The 16,004-nt window shown below is 73.6% G+C and carries 13 protein-coding genes; 7 read left to right on the top strand and 6 right to left on the bottom strand.

Features of this window, described 5'->3' with window-relative positions:
* The first annotated feature begins 108 nt into the window (after nt 1-108).
* Complete coding sequence (locus IE172_RS30035) at nt 109-420, top strand: hypothetical protein (protein ID WP_190100487.1); 312 nt, start codon at nt 109-111, stop codon at nt 418-420.
* Nucleotides 421-469: 49 nt separating this feature from the next.
* Here IE172_RS30035 and IE172_RS30030 read toward each other — a convergent pair whose 3' ends face one another.
* The 3 genes from IE172_RS30030 to IE172_RS30020 form a co-directional block, all read right to left on the bottom strand.
* On the bottom strand, nt 470-1,252 hold the full coding sequence (locus tag IE172_RS30030; protein ID WP_190100486.1) for a hypothetical protein: 783 nt from the start codon (nt 1,250-1,252) through the stop codon (nt 470-472).
* A 290-nt stretch (nt 1,253-1,542) separates the two neighbouring features.
* Complete coding sequence (locus IE172_RS30025; protein WP_190100485.1) at nt 1,543-2,763, bottom strand: acetyl-CoA C-acetyltransferase; 1,221 nt, start codon at nt 2,761-2,763, stop codon at nt 1,543-1,545.
* A 245-nt stretch (nt 2,764-3,008) separates the two neighbouring features.
* The gene (locus IE172_RS30020) at nt 3,009-4,037 is read right to left on the bottom strand and encodes an SGNH/GDSL hydrolase family protein (protein WP_190100484.1); all 1,029 of its coding nucleotides are present in this window, start codon (nt 4,035-4,037) and stop codon (nt 3,009-3,011) included.
* Nucleotides 4,038-4,200: 163 nt separating this feature from the next.
* Here IE172_RS30020 and IE172_RS30015 point away from each other — a divergent pair, with 163 nt between their 5' ends.
* On the top strand, nt 4,201-5,589 hold the full coding sequence (locus IE172_RS30015) for a cystathionine beta-synthase (RefSeq protein ID WP_190100483.1): 1,389 nt from the start codon (nt 4,201-4,203) through the stop codon (nt 5,587-5,589).
* 345 nt (nt 5,590-5,934) lie between these two features.
* Here the strand turns inward: IE172_RS30015 and IE172_RS30010 are convergent, their stop codons facing one another.
* Together IE172_RS30010 and IE172_RS30005 are read right to left on the bottom strand one after the other, a co-directional pair.
* A complete protein-coding gene (locus IE172_RS30010; RefSeq protein ID WP_190100543.1) occupies nt 5,935-6,357 on the bottom strand; it encodes a hypothetical protein in 423 nt (140 codons plus the stop codon).
* Between the two features lie 85 nt (nt 6,358-6,442).
* Complete coding sequence (locus IE172_RS30005) at nt 6,443-8,185, bottom strand: LCP family protein (protein ID WP_190100482.1); 1,743 nt, start codon at nt 8,183-8,185, stop codon at nt 6,443-6,445.
* Nucleotides 8,186-8,472: 287 nt separating this feature from the next.
* Here IE172_RS30005 and IE172_RS30000 point away from each other — a divergent pair, with 287 nt between their 5' ends.
* Both IE172_RS30000 and IE172_RS29995 read left to right on the top strand, forming a co-directional pair.
* A complete protein-coding gene (locus tag IE172_RS30000) occupies nt 8,473-9,315 on the top strand; it encodes a MurR/RpiR family transcriptional regulator (protein ID WP_190100481.1) in 843 nt (280 codons plus the stop codon).
* A 100-nt stretch (nt 9,316-9,415) separates the two neighbouring features.
* Nucleotides 9,416-10,000, top strand: coding sequence for a hypothetical protein (locus IE172_RS29995; protein ID WP_190100480.1), 585 nt, complete (start codon nt 9,416-9,418; stop codon nt 9,998-10,000).
* A 105-nt stretch (nt 10,001-10,105) separates the two neighbouring features.
* On the opposite strand, the gene IE172_RS29990 is transcribed toward IE172_RS29995, so the two are convergent.
* Nucleotides 10,106-11,527: a type III PLP-dependent enzyme domain-containing protein gene (locus IE172_RS29990; protein WP_190100479.1), complete on the bottom strand. Its 1,422-nt coding sequence runs from the start codon at nt 11,525-11,527 to the stop codon at nt 10,106-10,108.
* Nucleotides 11,528-11,660: 133 nt separating this feature from the next.
* Here IE172_RS29990 and hutU point away from each other — a divergent pair, with 133 nt between their 5' ends.
* The 3 genes from hutU to IE172_RS29975 all read left to right on the top strand — a co-directional run bounded on the left by hutU (nt 11,661) and on the right by IE172_RS29975 (nt 15,987).
* The gene (hutU, locus tag IE172_RS29985; protein WP_190100478.1) at nt 11,661-13,331 is read left to right on the top strand and encodes a urocanate hydratase; all 1,671 of its coding nucleotides are present in this window, start codon (nt 11,661-11,663) and stop codon (nt 13,329-13,331) included.
* 74 nt (nt 13,332-13,405) lie between these two features.
* Nucleotides 13,406-14,608 carry an allantoate amidohydrolase gene (locus IE172_RS29980; protein ID WP_190100542.1) on the top strand — a complete coding sequence of 401 codons (1,203 nt, stop codon included), beginning with the start codon at nt 13,406-13,408 and terminating at the stop codon, nt 14,606-14,608.
* Nucleotides 14,605-15,987, top strand: coding sequence for a formimidoylglutamate deiminase (locus tag IE172_RS29975; RefSeq protein ID WP_190100477.1), 1,383 nt, complete (start codon nt 14,605-14,607; stop codon nt 15,985-15,987). Before IE172_RS29980 ends, IE172_RS29975 begins: the two co-directional genes overlap by 4 nt.
* Nucleotides 15,988-16,004: the final 17 nt, after the last annotated feature.

Raw genomic sequence — 16,004 nt, 5'->3', positions numbered from 1 at the left:
GGGACATCGGCGCCTGCGGACGCCGGCGTGTGAGCCGGCCCTTCAGGTCACCGTGCCCGAGCGTTCGTCCGTTGGCGACAGTCCTGCCGGGCCGCGTACGCTCGCCGCGTGGTTGATACGACGCCCTTCACCCGTGCCGTGGATCATTTCGCCGACCGTCTGCGGGCCGCGCCGCAGAGCCGGCTGCAACGGGGAGGGGCCGCCGAGGCGCTCGCCCTGGCCAGGGAGCTGGCGCGGCGCGCCCAGCTCGTCGAGGAGCCGGGCACCGAGCCGCGCGAGATGCCCGACGCGGGCATGTTCGCCGCCGCCGACCAGATCACCGTCGCCGGGCACGACCTGGCCCTCGTACTGAAGGACGACGAGGAGGTCGGGGAAGCGGTACGGCTGGTGGAGGAGGCGCGGGAGCGCGCCGGGGTGTAGCCGGCCCGGAGGCGGGCCGCCGGCGCCCGGGCCCGGTGGCTCCCCGCGGCTACAGGGACGCGATGACGCGGTCCGCCAGGATGTAGACGCTCTCCTCGCCGCAGGAGAAGGTCAGCGTGTACGCGCCCGAGATGCCGGACCCGCCCAGCAGGAACGGGGTCTCGCCCGCGCGCAGGGCCGCCGCCAGGCGCTCCGCGGTCTCGCGGTGGCCCGGCGTCATGCACAGCGTCGTCCCGTCGGCGAACACGTAGACGTCCAGCGTGCCCAGCGGGCCCGGGCGGACGTCGGTCAGCTCGGTACGGGAGCCGGCCAGCTCCTCCAGAGTCGTCACCGTGCGCTCGTGGTCGTTCACCACCGGCGAGGGGTTCGGTACGAAGTCCGGGTGCGAGGGGTGACGGCGGCGGGCAGCGGCCAGCTCGGGGGAGTCCCCGGGGTACTCCTCGATGTCGGGGCCCGGCTCGCTCACCGGCTCCAGGCCCGCGAAGTCGGCCTGCCGGGGCAGGAACAGCTCGCTGTCGGCCAGGCCGCCCAGCAGGGACGGCGCGTCGGTGGCGTCGCGCGTCTCCTGGGCGGCCCAGAAGGCCCGCGCCTCGGCGAGCTCACGCTCCCGCTCCTCGGCGAGCGCGTCGGCCACCGCCGCGCGTATCTCGTCGGCGTCGGCCGCACGGGCGGAGGGGACGCGTGCGCGCGCGTCGGCGGCCTGGATCCTCGCCAGCTCGGTGTGCAGGGCCGCGACCTGCCGGCGCAGCACCATGATGCTGCGCAGAACGGCGACGCCCACGGCGCCGGTGGCGGCCGTGGTGATCAACAGGGCGATCGGCATGGCGCTCACTGACGTACTCCCGGTTCACAGTCGACCCCCGACTTCCTACATCAGCTTGAAGGGCGGACTGACCTTCTGTCAGTGCGTAACGTCACGAAACGGACAGCTCTTTGGTCCCGGGTCCGCCAGGGGGGCGGCGCTGACCTGCGAGGATGCCCTCCGCGGGAGGGATAGGTCACATCCTGGGGGAGATTGGATCACAAAACGGCCCGGACCCCGGGACGGCCGGGATTCCGGGCTCGTGGTGCACACACCGTGCACCGGCGGCTACCGTGCGGTCGCCGCCGGTACCGCGGACGTCAGCTGAGGCGCTCGATGACCATCGCCATGCCCTGGCCGCCGCCGACGCACATCGTCTCCAGGCCGAACTGCTTGTCGTGGAACTGGAGGGAGTTGATGAGCGTGCCGGTGATGCGGGCGCCGGTCATGCCGAAGGGGTGGCCGACGGCGATGGCGCCGCCGTTGACGTTCACCTTCTCCAGCGGGATGCCGAGGTCGCGGTAGGAGGGGATCACCTGGGCGGCGAACGCCTCGTTGATCTCGACCAGGTCGATGTCGCCGACGGTCAGGCCGGCGCGGGACAGCGCCTGCTTGCTCGCCTCGACCGGGCCGAGGCCCATGATCTCCGGGGACAGGCCGGAGACGCCGGTGGAGACGATCCGGGCGAGCGGGGTGAGGCCGAGCTCGCGGGCCTTGGTGTCGCTCATGATGACGAGCGCGGCGGCGCCGTCGTTGAGCGGGCAGCAGTTGCCCGCGGTGACGAGCCCGTCCGGGCGGAACACCGGCTTGAGTCCCTGGACGCCCTCCAGGGTGACGCCGGCGCGGGGACCGTCGTCCTTGCTGACGACCGTGCCGTCGGGCAGCGTCACCGGGGTGATCTCGCGCTCCCAGAAGCCGTTCTTGATGGCTTCCTCGGCGAGGTTCTGCGAGCGGACGCCGAACTCGTCCATGTCCTGGCGGGTGACGCCCTTGAGGCGGGCCAGGTTCTCGGCGGTCTGGCCCATCGCGATGTACGGGTCGGGCAGCAGGCCGTCCTCGCGCGGGTCGTGCCAGGTCGAGCCCTCCGACTCCGCCACGGCGGCGGTACGGGCCTCGGCCTCGGCGAACAGCGGGTTGCGGGTGTCCGGGAGGCTGTCGGAGTTGCCCTTGGTGAAGCGCGAGACGGTCTCGACGCCGGCCGAGATGAAGACGTCGCCCTCACCGGCCTTGATGGCGTGCAGGGCCATGCGGGAGGTCTGCAGCGAGGACGAGCAGTAGCGGGTGACGGTGCAGCCGGGGAGGTGGTCCATCCCCATCTGCACGGCGACGACGCGTCCGAGGTTGTTGCCCTGCTCGCCGCCGGGGAGGCCGCAGCCGAGCATCAGGTCCTCGATGTCCTTCGGGTCGAGCTCGGGGACCTTGGCGAGGGCGGCCTGGACGATCGTGGCGGTCAGGTCGTCCGGGCGCATGTCCTTCAGGGAGCCCTTGAAGGCGCGGCCGATGGGGGAGCGGGCGGCAGAGACGATCACGGCTTCGGGCATCACGGCTCCAGAGAGGAAAGGCACGAGGGGTGGTGGTCGGGCGGCGGGCGAAAGTGGCGCGTAGCGCCTCGTTGAGGGGTGGTGGTCGGGCGACGGGCGGGCATACCGCGGGGTCGGTGCGGGCTCCCTGGGAAGTTACCTGTCCGTACCGTCCCGGTCACTGCTCCCGCGGTGTGACATGGACCGCAACTGTCTAAGCGCTTGCTTGGCCTGCTGTCGGCCGAGTCCGACCCGGAGGGAGGAGGTCAGGGGGACGGCTGGGGCGAGGGCTGGGGCTCGCTCGCCGGGACCCGCCGCCGCCGGCGGCGCTTCAGCAGTGCCCACGCCCCCCGCGGCCCCGTCGGCATCGCCGCCGCGACCTCCGTGCCCGCCTCCGACGCCGCCTCCGCCGCCGCACGGGCCACCGGCAGAAACCCCTCCCGGCGGGCGGCGTCCGGACGCTCCTCCTCCGCCGGCCACAGCCCCAGCGCCGCGCACAACGTCGGGAGCACCGCCATCGCCGCCGTGGCGTACCCCTCCGCGGAGGGGTGGTAGCTGTCCGGCCCGAACAGCTCCCGCGGGTTCGCCGCGAACTCCGGACCGAGCAGGTCGCCCAGCGACACCGTCCGCCCGCCCTGCTCGACGACCCCGATCGTCTGCGCCGCCGCCAGCTGCCGCGAGGCGCGCCGGGCCAGCCAGCGCAGCGGCTGCTGCACCGGTTCGATCGTGCCGAGGTCGGGGCAGGTCCCGACCACCACCTCCGCGCCGGCCGTCCGCAGCCGGCGCACCGCCGCGCTCAGATGGCGTACGGACTGGGTGGCCGGCATCCGGTGGGTCACGTCATTGGCGCCGATCATGATCACGCACATGTCGGGCACCCGGGACGGATCCGCCAGCGCCCGCGTCACCTGCCGGTCCAGGTCGTCGGAGCAGGCCCCCGGCACCGCGACCGTACTCAGCCCCACCGGACGTTCCGCGATCGCCGCCACCCCGGACGCCAGCAGCGCGCCCGGTGTCTGCCCGCCCCGGTGCACGCCCTGCCCCGCGGCCGTGGAGTCGCCCAGCATCGTCAGCCGCAGCGCCGGTTCGCCCGGCACCGTGTAGGCCGCCCCGTACAGCCCGTCCGCGTTGGGGACGTAGCCGGCCGTGCCGTTGCCCACCCGCCGCCGCGCCAGCTGTGCCTGGGCCACCAGCAGACCCACGGTCGCCGCGCCGGCCAGGCCGACGCTCCCGCCGCCGTACGCGGCGCCGGCCGCGATCCGCCGGGCCACCCGTGCCCTCGACATGCCCGTCATGCTCGCCGCCACCTCCTCGAAGCCGTACACCCAGTGCTTGCCCCGTACGCACCGTGGTCCAATCCCAACGGGCAGTGAACGACCCCGGCGGGTTCCGGGCGGGGAGGGCCTAGGCTGGTTCGACCACTACGACCACATCTTTTGCAAGCATCCGGAGACAACGGTGCAATTCCACGACTCGATGATCAGCCTCGTCGGCAACACCCCGCTGGTGCGGCTCAACAACGTGACCAAGGGCATCAGGGCGACCGTCCTGGCCAAGGTCGAGTACTTCAACCCGGGCGGGTCGGTGAAGGACCGCATCGCCCTGCGCATGATCGAGGCGGCGGAGCAGAGCGGTCAGCTGCGGCCGGGCGGCACCATCGTCGAGCCGACCAGCGGCAACACCGGTGTCGGCCTCGCCATCGTGGCCCAGCAGAAGGGCTACAAGTGCATCTTCGTCTGCCCCGACAAGGTGTCCACCGACAAGATCAACGTGCTGCGCGCCTACGGCGCCGAGGTCGTCGTCTGCCCGACCGCCGTCGCGCCCGAGCACCCCGACTCCTACTACAACGTCTCCGACCGGCTGGTGCGTGAGACGCCGGGCGCGTGGAAGCCGGACCAGTACTCCAACCCCCACAACCCCCTCTCCCACTACCACTCCACGGGTCCGGAGCTGTGGGAGCAGACGGAGGGCAGGATCACCCACTTCGTGACCGGCGTCGGCACCGGCGGCACCATCTCCGGGACCGGCCGCTACCTGAAGGAGGCCAGCGACGGCCGCGTGAAGGTGATCGGCGCCGACCCCGAGGGCTCCGTGTACTCGGGCGGCTCCGGGCGGCCGTACCTGGTCGAGGGCGTCGGCGAGGACTTCTGGCCCACCGCCTACGACCGTGACGTCGCCGACGAGATCGTCGCCGTCTCCGACAAGGACTCCTTCCAGATGACCCGCCGCCTCGCCAAGGAGGAGGGCCTGCTGGTCGGCGGCTCCTGCGGCATGGCGGTCGTCGCGGCGCTGGAGGTCGCCTCCCGGCTCGGTGAGGACGACGTGGTCGTCGTCCTGCTGCCGGACAGCGGACGCGGCTACCTCAGCAAGATCTTCAACGACGAGTGGATGGCCGACTACGGCTTCCTGGAGGACACCGGCTCCAGCGCCCGCGTCGCCGACGTCCTGAACGACAAGGAGGGCGGCCACATCCCCTCCCTCGTCCACATGCACCCCGACGAGACGGTCGGCCAGGCCATCGAGGTGCTGCGCGAGTACGGCGTCTCGCAGATGCCCGTGGTCAAGCCGGGCGCCGGTCACCCGGACGTGATGGCCGCCGAGGTCGTCGGCTCGGTGGTGGAGCGGGAACTGCTGGACGCGCTGTTCAGCAAGAGCGCCTCGCTCGACGACCCGCTGGAGAAGCACATGTCCGCGCCGCTGCCCCAGGTCGGCTCCGGCGAGCCCGTCGCGGACCTGATGGCCGTCCTCGGCAAGGCGGACGCGGCCATCGTCCTCGTCGAGGGCAAGCCGACCGGTGTGGTCAGCCGCCAGGACCTGCTGTCCTTCCTCGCCAAGACCGGGAAGTGACGGGGCGCCGGCCGGAGCGGGCGTGAACCGTCCGTGACCGGCCGGCCGCCACCGCACGGATGATCTTCGTGGACTTCGCGGAAGTGGTACGAGGGCGTCACGTGCGCGCAGCACTCGCTTAACACGGCTCCGGCACAGTGGTGGGTGTCGGCAGGGAAGGGAGCGGCTCCCCGGACCCGCCGGCGACCACGCGGCGTCGAAGGACAACCGGAGCGGCTCCCGGACCTCCCTGGACGCCCCGGGACGCGCGGCCTCCTCGACGGGGCACGCGTCCCCCGCGGGGACCGCCGTCGTCCCGCCCCCCGGCCTACGGGGGTGCGGCGGTCCCCGCGCAAAACCCCTTCCTCAGTCCTCCCAGTCGTCGTCCCGGCGGCCCTTGCGGGAGCCGAAGAGCCCCGGGTTGGTGCGGGCGGCCTGGACCACGTTCACGCCGACGATGCCCGCCCAGGTGACCAGCAGGCCCGGCAGCTGGCCCACGCCCCCGCCGATGGCGGACAGCGGCACCGCCAGCACCAGCGAGACGATGCCGAAGCCGAACCGCTCCCCCCAGGAGTCCGTGGCCTTCGGCGACCGCGAGTCCCGGGCCACCGTCATCTGCCGCTCGGCGAGCTGCCGGCGCACCCGGCGCTCCACCGCGCCGTCGATGCGCTGGTCGACCTTCTCCAGGAACGAGTCGACCAGCGCGGACTCGTACTCCTCGCCCAGTTCCCTGCGCGCCTGCAGGGAGGCGTTGAGTTCCTTCTTCAGCTCGGCGTCCCGCGCGTCCATTCCGGTCATGCGCTCCACGGTAGGCAGGCGGGGGGCCGTTGACACTGGGGGTAACCCCCGTCTCGGGTTCGGGTTCGCCGCGCGCCTACGCGCCGCACATCTTGTCGTCGGCCCGGGACTGCCCGACGTCGACCTTCTTCGGCGCGGCGACGGGCACGCCCGCCTTCTTGAAGTCGGGGCCGAGGGTGAGCCTCATCGGCTGCGACGCGTCCGAGTCCTCGCCGCCGGGCTTCAGGGCCGAGGCGGGCAGGCCCATCAGATCGGCGAGCTTGCGGGCCTGGTCGGCCTGTTCCGGCGCGTACTCCAGCCGGGTCCTGTCGGCCTTGGCGGGCGCGTTGCCCCGGTTGGCGGAGCGGGCCACGCCCTCGCCGGTCCGCAGCCAGACCAGCGTCTCCTGCGCGGCGCCGGCCGGGCCCCCGCCGTTGAGGACGTCGACGTGCACGGCGGACGCCTCCGCCCGCGCTCCCTTCAGGAGCGCCGCCTGCTTGTCCTTGGCGTCCTTCTCCTTCTTCTTCACCTCGGTGAAGGAGACGTCGTCCTGCAGCATGGCGAACACCTGCGGCGCCTTGACCGGGTCCGGCACGACGGTGACGGGCGTGGGCTCGGCCGGGTTGTCGACCACCGGGAGCGTCATCAGCGTGATGTTCTTCAGGTCGATCCTGGTGAGTTCCTTGGCCAGCGTGAGGAGCTTGGTGGCGCTGCCTATGCCCTTGTCCACGGTGAGGGACTTGGTGGCCGCGTCCGCCACGTCGAGCATCTTCGACGGGCTGTCCAGCGTGTCCTCCTTCAGCTGCCGGATCATCGACGCGACGAACTTCTGCTGCATCTCGATGCGGTCGAGGTCGCTCTCGTTCTTCAGGCCGTGCCGGTTGCGCAGGAACGACAGCGCCTGCTCGCCCTCGAGGGTGCTCCTGCCGATGGGCAGGTCGAGTTTCGTTCCGCCGTCCAGGTCCTTGAGGGGCTTCTCCAGGCACACCTCGACGCCGCCGACGGCGGTGGACAGCGTCTTGACCGCGTTGAAGTCGAACATCATGAAGTGGTCGACCTCGACGCCGGCGATCTCCTCGACGGTCCGCATGGTGCAGCCGGGGTCACGGCCGTTCACGCCGAAGGACTCGTTGAACCTGGTGGTGCCCTTCGATCCGGGGACGACCTCGGTCGAACCGTCGGGCTGTCGGGTCTCGCAGTCCGGGATCGTGGTCATCATGTCCCGGGGGATGCTCACCACGGTCGCGTTGGAGCGGTCCCCGGCGACGTGGAAGAGCAGGGTGGTGTCGGCGTGACCGGTGACGTTGTCCCGGTTGCCGTAGGCCTCGTTGCCGTCGCCGGTGCGGACGTCGTTGCCGATGACCAGGATGTTGACCGGCCCGTCGGCCAGGACCTTGTCGCTGCCCACGTCACCGATGTCGACGGTGTCGATGTTGCCGTTGAGGCGGTCGTACCAGTAGTAGGCGAACGCCGAGCCGCCGACCAGGACCAGACCGAGGGCGCCGCCCGTCCACATCAGCGCCTTCCGCCTGGCGCCGCGCTTCCTCTGCTGCGGGCGCCCGCGCCGGCCGGGGTCCCGCGTGCCGTCCGCGTCGGGGGCGGCCGGAGACGAGGCGGGAGCGGCGCGGTGGCCGCGCTGCCCGGGCACACGGCCGGGAGCGGACGAGGGGGCGGACGACGGGGCGGCGGGGCCGGAGCGGGACGCGCCGCGCGGGCGGGGGACCGCCGGACGCCCCGGCGTACCGTTCAGCCGCAGCTCGTAGTCCCCGGTGTCCGGGTTGAGCACCCACTGGTCGGCGGGATCGGTCCCGTCCGCCTGTCCACGACTTGGCGCATCCACGCTCGTTACCAGTCTTCCGTCGGGGCCCCCGGGGGGCGCCTGGGCCTCAAGGCGCTTAATTGTTCGAGGCGTTACGTTATCCGGCTCCTTCGGGGACGCGCGGAGGTCGTAGCGAAATCGTCGAGATCCGGATCTGTCCGCGACCGGGCCCGGGGGGTGGCCCCCGCCCCTCACGACGCGGGTACGGCACGATGTCCCGTGCGGTTGTATAACGGCATACAGAAGCAGTGCCGGGTGAATGGGCCGAGGGGTCCGAGGTCCGAGCGGTCCGAGGGGGACGTCACGTCATGAGCGGCACCGAGAGCCCTGCCGCGCGCCTCCAGGCGCTCTTCGAGGGGCACCGGCTGACGCCGACGCAGCGGCGCATCGCGCACAGCATGGTGCGGCGGGCCGCCGACGTGCCGTTCCTGTCCAGTGTGGAGCTCGCCGAACTGGCCGGGGTGAGCCAGCCGTCCGTGACCCGGTTCGCCGTCGCCCTCGGCTTCGACGGCTACCCCGCCCTGCGCCGGCACCTGCGCGAGGTCGCGCCCGTCGGACCCGCGCCGGAGACCGGCTCGTCCAACGCGTACCAGCAGGCCGTCGAGGCCGAGATCGAGAACCTGCGGCACCTGGCGGAGGCGCTGGCCGACGCCGGGCCCGTCCGGCGGGCCGGACGGGTCCTCGCGGACAGCCGGCCGCTGCCCGTGCTGGGGCTGCGCGCCGCCGCGGCCCAGGCGCACGGCTTCGCCTACTTCGCCGCCAAGGTCCATCCGGACGTACGGCTGCTCAACGAGGGCGGCACGATGCTCCACGACCGGATCGACGCCGCCGCCCGGGCCGGGGCGAGCGCCCTGCTGTGCTTCGCGCTGCCCCGCCATCCGCGGGAGGTCGTCGACGCCCTCACCCACGCCAGGGAGACGGGACTGACCGTCGTCACCGTCGCCGACTCCCCGTTCGCGCCGGTCGCCAAGGTGTCCGACCTGCTGCTGCCCGCCGCCGTCGGCACCGGGCTGGCCTTCGACACGGCGTGCGCGCCGATGCTGCTGGGCCGGGTGCTGCTGGAGGCGATGTGCGACGACCTGCCCGACGCGCAGGCACGGCTGGAGGAGTTCGACGTGAAGGCGGCCGCGCGGGGACTGTTCGTGGACTGACCTCCCGGAGGGCTCCTCGGACCGGGGGTGTTCTCAGACTCGTCTCACCTTGCGCCGCTACCCTCCCGTGTTCACTGGCGTGAGAGACGGGAGGCTGGACGTGACGCGCGGAGGACATGGACTGGCCCGGGTGGCCGTCGTCGTACGGGCCGGGGCAGCGCCGTTGTGGTGGCTCGGAGTCGTCGCCGCCGGAGCGGGGGCACTGGTGCCGGGGACGACCGGTCGCCGGATCGGTGTGCTGGCGGGTGCGGCGCTGTTCCTGGTGGCGGCGGCCGTCGTGGCGTACTGGGGTCGGGGGCGGTACCGCGCGCCGGCCCGCCAGGCGGTACGGGCGAGCCGGCACGACGTGCTCCAGGACCGGGCGGTGACCGTGCGCAACTGGCGGCGGGCCCACCGGTGGTGGCTGCTGCTCGCCTTCCTCGCCGCCCTCGGCTCGGCGTTCGCCGCCCCCGCGGCCGGCGGACTGCTGCTGGCCGGCTGCGGGACCGGCCTGTGGCTGAAGGCGGCGTGGATCGGCCGGTTGGAGCAGGACGACGAGGCGCTGCTGTGGGTGCGCGTCGACTGGCTCCGTGCGGGGGCGGGGCGGCCCGCCGGCAAGCGGGTCAAGGCGTACCGCACGACGGGGATCGCGGCGGGGGACGCGGCGCCGGGCGGCTCCCGCCGGGCGGTCGCGGCGGTGGCCTGAGCGGGGCTGCCCGGGGGCGCGGGGGGCCGGCTGGTCGCGCGGTTCCCCGCGCCCCTTCGGGCGCGGTTCCCCGCGCCCCTTCGGGCGCGGTTCGCCGGGGGCCGGTCAGGGGGTGAGGTCGGTCAGGGTGTGGGCGTGGGGGGCGCCGGATTCGGCGACTATCTCCTCGATCGTCTGGGCCGGGCGCACCGTCGCGAAGGTGACGGCGCCCGTCCCGTCCGTGACGAAGCCGTGGACGGCGGGGCGGGGGAGGGAGTTGTACGCGTAGTGGTGGGCGAAGTAGTACGCGCCCGTGTCCAGCGCCGCCGCGTAGTCGCCCTGCCGCAGCAGCGGCAGCTCCTGCCCCTGCGCCAGCAGGTCGCCCGCGAAGCAGGCGGGCCCCGCCACGTCCTGCACGACCGCCGGCCCCTCCTTGGGCCGCCCCTTCGCGTCGTACGCGGCGATCCGCAGCGGCCACGACTGCGGCGCGTACACCGTCCGCGCCGCCACCTGCACGCCCGCGTGCGTCACCGCGACCGGTCGCCCGCCCGCGCTCTTGGCGTACTCCACGCGCGCGACCACCATGCCGTGCTTGGCCAGCAGTGACCGGCCGAACTCGGTGACCAGCCCGTACCGCCCGTCGAACAGTCCCGGCACCGTCTCGCTCAGCAGCCGCGCGTACGCGCCGTACGTCGGGCTGCTCGCCTCGGACGCGAAGTTGACCGGCAGCCCGCCGCCGATGTCGATGGTGTCGATCTGCTGCCGGCCCGCACGCCCGTTGATCTCCTCCGCCAGCGCGTACGTCTCCGAGACGCCCCGCGCCATCATCGACAGCGCGATGCCCTGGGAGCCGGAGTGGGCGTGCAGCCGGGTCAGCCACGGCCGGTCCAGGTAGGCGCGGATCACCCACTCCCGCGCCCCCTCGTCGCGCAGCGCCACCCCGAACTTGGACGTCGCCGTCGCCGTCGACAACGCCTCGATGGAACCGCCGCCGACCTGCGGGTTGACCCGGATGCCGAGGGGGGAACGGGAGGGGGAGGCGGCCATCAGGGCGTCGATGCGCTCCAGCTCCTGCGGATTGTCCGCGTTCACGGCGATGCCCAGCGCCAGTGCCTCCCGCAGCTCGGCGAGCGTCTTGGCGGGCGAGTCGAGGACCGTGTGCTCCGGTTCCACCCCCGCCGCACGCGCCAGCGCCAGCTCACCCGGGCTCGCCACCTCCGCGCCGATCCCCTCCGCGCGCAGCAGCCGCAGCACCGGCACCAGCGGGCTCGCCTTCACCGCGAAGGCGTGCAGCACGGGGGTGCCGGGTGCGGTCACGGCGTCGAACGCGGCCCGCAGCCCCGCCGCCGACTCCCGGATGCCTTGCACGTCGAGCAGCGCCACCAGCGGCACGTCGGCGTCGAGCAGCCCCTGCTCCACGGCGGCACGCACCGCCTCGTCCCGCCGGGCCGCCCGCCCGGCACCCCGCGGATCCACCTCGTCCGTCAGACCGGCCTCGTCAGCCACCACGTCCCCCGTCCCGTCGGCGTTCTCCATGTTCGCGCGCATGCGTCCAGCCAAACATCCCCCGCACGGCCGTGCGGACGCACCCCCCCGTCTTGACTAGCCCTATTCACAGGCCGAGGATGTGAATATCTGCAGTAACCCGCCGTACTCGCCCGCAGCCCCCAGGAGGCACACCATGTCCGCACCCGGACCCCGGCCCGTCCGAGCGCCGCGCGGCACCGAACCGAGCGCCCTGGGCTGGCAGCAGGAGGCCGCCCTGCGGATGCTGCAGAACAACCTCGACCCGGAGGTCGCCGAACACCCCGACAAGCTCGTCGTCTACGGCGGCACCGGCAAGGCGGCCCGCGACTGGCGCTCCTTCGACGCCATGGTCCGCACCCTGCGGACGCTCAAGCAGGACGAGACGATGCTCGTCCAGTCGGGCCGCCCGGTCGGCGTCATGCAGACCCACGAGTGGGCCCCGCGCGTCCTCATCGCCAACTCCAACCTCGTCGGCGACTGGGCCACCTGGGAGGAGTTCCGCCGCCTGGAGGCCCTCGGGCTGACGATGTACGGGCAGATGACCGCCGGCTCCTGGATCTACATCGGCACACAGGGCATCCTCCAGGGCACCTACGAGACCTTCGCCGCCGTCGCCGCGAAGAGGTTCGGCGGCACCCTCGCCGGGACCATCACCCTCACGGCCGGCCTCGGCGGCATGGGCGGCGCCCAGCCGCTCGCCGTGACGATGAACGACGGCGTGGCGATCTGCGTCGACTGCGACCCGCGCGCCATCGAACGCCGCATCGAGCACCGCTACCTCGACGTGAAGGCCGACTCCCTCGACCACGCCCTCCAGCTGGCCACCGAGGCCCGGGACGCCCGCCGTCCCCTGTCCGTCGGAGTCCTCGGCAACGCCGCCGAACTGGTGCCGCGGCTGCTCGCCATGGGCGCCCCCGTCGACATCGTCACCGACCAGACCTCCGCCCACGACCCCCTGGCCTACCTGCCCGCCGGCATCGCCTTCGAGGACATGGCCGACGCCGCCGCGAAGGACCCGGCCGGGTTCACCACCCGGGCCCGGGAGTCCATGGCCCGGCACGTCGAGGCGATGGTCGGCTTCCAGGACGCCGGTGCCGAGGTGTTCGACTACGGCAACTCGATCCGCGGCGAGGCACAGCTCGCCGGGTACGAGCGGGCGTTCGCCTTCCCCGGCTTCGTGCCGGCGTACATCCGCCCGCTGTTCTGCGAGGGCAAGGGCCCCTTCCGCTGGGCGGCGCTGTCCGGCGACCCGGCCGACATCGCGAAGACCGACCGGGCGATCCTGGAGCTCTTCCCCGAGAACGAGTCCCTCGCCCGCTGGATCAGGATGGCCGGGGAGCGGGTCCGCTTCCAGGGCCTGCCGGCCCGCATCTGCTGGCTCGGCTACGGCGAGCGCGACAAGGCGGGCGAGCGGTTCAACGACATGGTCGCGAGCGGTGAGCTGGCCGCGCCGGTCGTCATCGGACGGGACCACCTCGACTGCGGCTCGGTGGCCTCGCCCTACCGGGAGACGGAGGCGATGCTGGACGGGTCCGACGCGATCGCCGACTGGCCGCTGCTGAACGCGATGGTCAACGTGGCGTCCGGGGCGTCCTGGGTCTCCCTCCACCACGGCGGGGGCGTGGGCATGGGACGGTCCCTGCACGCCGGGCAGGTGACGGTGGCCGACGGGACGGCCCTGGCCGGGGAGAAGATCCGGCGGGTGCTCACCAACGACCCCGGCATGGGGATCATCCGCCACGTGGACGCCGGGTACGACATCGCGGAGTCCGTCGCTGACGAGCGGGGCGTGCGGGTGCCGATGCGGGAGGGTGACCCGGCGTGAGCGACGCAGCCTCCCCGGCGGCGCGTCCGGCCGGGCCCGCCCCCGCCCCGCCGTCCGTGCCCTCCTTCCACGAGATGTGGCGGCAACTGGAGCCCGTCGGACGCCATGCCGCCTCCGGCGGCTACCGCAGGTACGCCTGGACCGGGGCCGACGCCGACTGCCGGGACTGGTTCGAGGAGCAGGCGCGCGCCCGGCGGCTGACCTACGAGGTCGACCGGAACGGCAACCAGTGGGCGTGGCTCGGGGACCCCGCGCGGGGCGACGCGGTCGTCACCGGGTCGCACCTGGACTCCGTGCCCGACGGCGGAGCCTTCGACGGGCCCCTCGGGGTGGTGTCCGCCTTCGCCGCCCTCGACGAACTGCGCCGCAGGGGCACGCGCTGCGCCAAGCCCCTCGGCATCGTCAACTTCGGCGACGAGGAGGGCGCCCGCTTCGGGCTCGCCTGCGTCGGCTCCCGGCTCACCACGGGCGCGCTCACCGTCGAGCAGGCCCACCGGCTCACCGACGGCGACGGCGTCACGCTCCCGCAGGCCATGGAGGCCGCGGGACACGACCCCGGCGCCCTCGGCGCCGACCCCGGACGGCTCGCCCGCATCGGCGCCTTCGTCGAACTCCACGTCGAACAGGGCCGGGCCCTTGACCTGTCCGGCGACCGCGTCGGCGTCGCGTCCGCCATCTGGCCGCACGGCCGCTGGCGGTTCGACTTCCGCGGCGAGGCCAACCACGCCGGCACCACCCGGCTCACCGACCGCCGCGACCCGATGCTTTCGTACGCCGAGACCGTCCTCGCCGCCCGCCGCGAGGCCGAGACCGCCGGCGCCGTCGCCACCTTCGGCAAGATCTCCGTCGAGCCGAACGGCGTCAACGCCGTCCCCTCCCTGGTGCGCGGCTGGCTGGACTCCCGCGCCCCCGACCAGGACCGCCTCGACGCCGTGGTCGAAGGGGTGCGGCGGGCCGCCCGCGCCCACGCCGCCGCCCACGGCGTCGACCTCGACATCGAACGCGAGTCCTTCACGCCCGTCGTCGAGTTCGACCACGCCCTGCGCGACGAGCTCGCCCGCATCCTGGGCGGCGGCACGGACCTCACCGTCCCCGTCCTCGGCACCGGCGCCGGACACGACGCAGGGATCCTCTCCGCGCGCGTGCCGGCCGCCATGCTGTTCGTGCGCAACCCCACCGGCGTCTCGCACTCCCCGGCGGAGCACGCCACCGAGGACGACTGCGTCGCCGGAGTCCTCGCCCTCGCCGACGTACTGGAAGGACTGGTCCGCACGTGACCGCCACCCCGCGGACGTACTGGCTGGAGCACGCCTGGCTCGGCACCCTCCCCCAAGCTCCCGGCTCCGCCCGAGCAGGCGGGACCCCCATCGAGCCGGGCGTCGCCGTGGACGTGGAGGACGGCCGCATCACCGCCGTCCGCACGGGCACCCCCGCCCCGCCGCCCGGCGCCGAGGTCCTGCGCGGACTGACCCTTCCCGGGCTGGCCAACGCCCACAGCCACGCCTTCCACCGCGCGCTGCGCTCCACCGTCCAGGTGGGCTCCGGCACGTTCTGGACGTGGCGGGACATCATGTACGCCACCGCCGACCGGCTCACCCCGGACAGCTACCACGCCCTCGCCCGGGCCGTGTACGCCGAGATGGCGCTGGCCGGCATCACGGCGGTCGGCGAGTTCCACTACGTCCACCACGCCCCCGGCGGCACGCCCTACGCCGACCCCAACGCCATGGGCGAGGCGCTCGTGGAGGCCGCCGCCGAAGCCGGCATCCGCATCACCCTCCTCGACACCGCCTACCTCTCCTCCGGCTTCGGACAGCCGCCCACCACCCACCAGCTCCGCTTCTCCGACGGCGACGCGGACGCCTGGGCCGCACGCGTCTCCGCCCTCCGGGAACGGGACCACGCACGGATCGGCGCGGCGATCCACTCCGTCCGGGCCGTACCGGCGGACCAGCTGGCGACCGTGGCGCGCTGGGCCGAGGAGCGGCGGGCCCCGCTCCACGTGCATCTGTCCGAGCAGACCGCCGAGAACGACGCCTGCCAGGAGGCCCACGGCTGCACCCCGGCCCAGCTGCTCGCCCTGCACGGCGTGCTCGGACCGCGCACCACGGGAGTCCACAACACCCATCTGACCGCCGAGGACGTCTCGCTCATCGGCGGCAGCGGCACCGGCACCTGTATGTGCCCGACGACCGAACGGGACCTCGCCGACGGCATCGGACCCGCCGTCGCCCTGCAGAACGAGGGCTCCCCGCTCTGCCTCGGCTCCGACAGCCACGCCGTGATCGACCTGCTGGAGGAGGCGCGCGCGATGGAGACGAACGAGCGCCTGCGCAGCCGCACCCGGGGCCACTGGACGGCCGCCGCGCTGCTGCGGGCCGCCTCCGCCGACGGACACGCCGCCCTCGGCTGGGACGGCATCGGCACCATCGAGGCCGGTGCGCGCGCCGACCTCGTCACCCTCGCCCTCGACTCCGTCAGGACAGCGGGACCGCTTCCCCGGCTCGGTGCCGAGACGGCCGTATTCGCCGCGACCGCGGCGGACGTGCGCCACACGGTCGTGGCGGGCCGTCACGTCGTGCGCGACGGGGCGCACACGCTCGTCCCCGACGTGCCCGGAGCCCTCGCGCGGGCCGTCGAAGCCCTGCGCGCCTGACGACCACCCACGAGGAC

Source organism: Streptomyces griseoflavus (genome assembly GCF_014649995.1).
Taxonomy (GTDB): Bacteria; Actinomycetota; Actinomycetes; order Streptomycetales; family Streptomycetaceae; genus Streptomyces; species Streptomyces griseoflavus.
The sequence above is the reverse complement of the archived record's forward strand: the minus strand, read 5'-3'. Positions and strand labels throughout refer to the sequence as shown.

Bases quoted from the DNA above. Each gene is read 5' to 3' on its own strand.
- hutU (WP_190100478.1), top strand. From the start codon at position 11,661: ATGTCCGCACCCGGACCCCGGCCCGTCCGAGCGCCGCGCGGCACCGAA.
- IE172_RS30000 (WP_190100481.1), top strand. From the start codon at position 8,473: ATGAGCGGCACCGAGAGCCCTGCCGCGCGCCTCCAGGCGCTCTTCGAG.
- IE172_RS30025 (WP_190100485.1), bottom strand. From the start codon at position 2,763: ATGCCCGAAGCCGTGATCGTCTCTGCCGCCCGCTCCCCCATCGGCCGC.
- IE172_RS29990 (WP_190100479.1), bottom strand. From the start codon at position 11,527: ATGCGCGCGAACATGGAGAACGCCGACGGGACGGGGGACGTGGTGGCT.
- IE172_RS30020 (WP_190100484.1), bottom strand. From the start codon at position 4,037: ATGACGGGCATGTCGAGGGCACGGGTGGCCCGGCGGATCGCGGCCGGC.
- IE172_RS30010 (WP_190100543.1), bottom strand. From the start codon at position 6,357: ATGGACGCGCGGGACGCCGAGCTGAAGAAGGAACTCAACGCCTCCCTG.
- IE172_RS29980 (WP_190100542.1), top strand. From the start codon at position 13,406: ATGTGGCGGCAACTGGAGCCCGTCGGACGCCATGCCGCCTCCGGCGGC.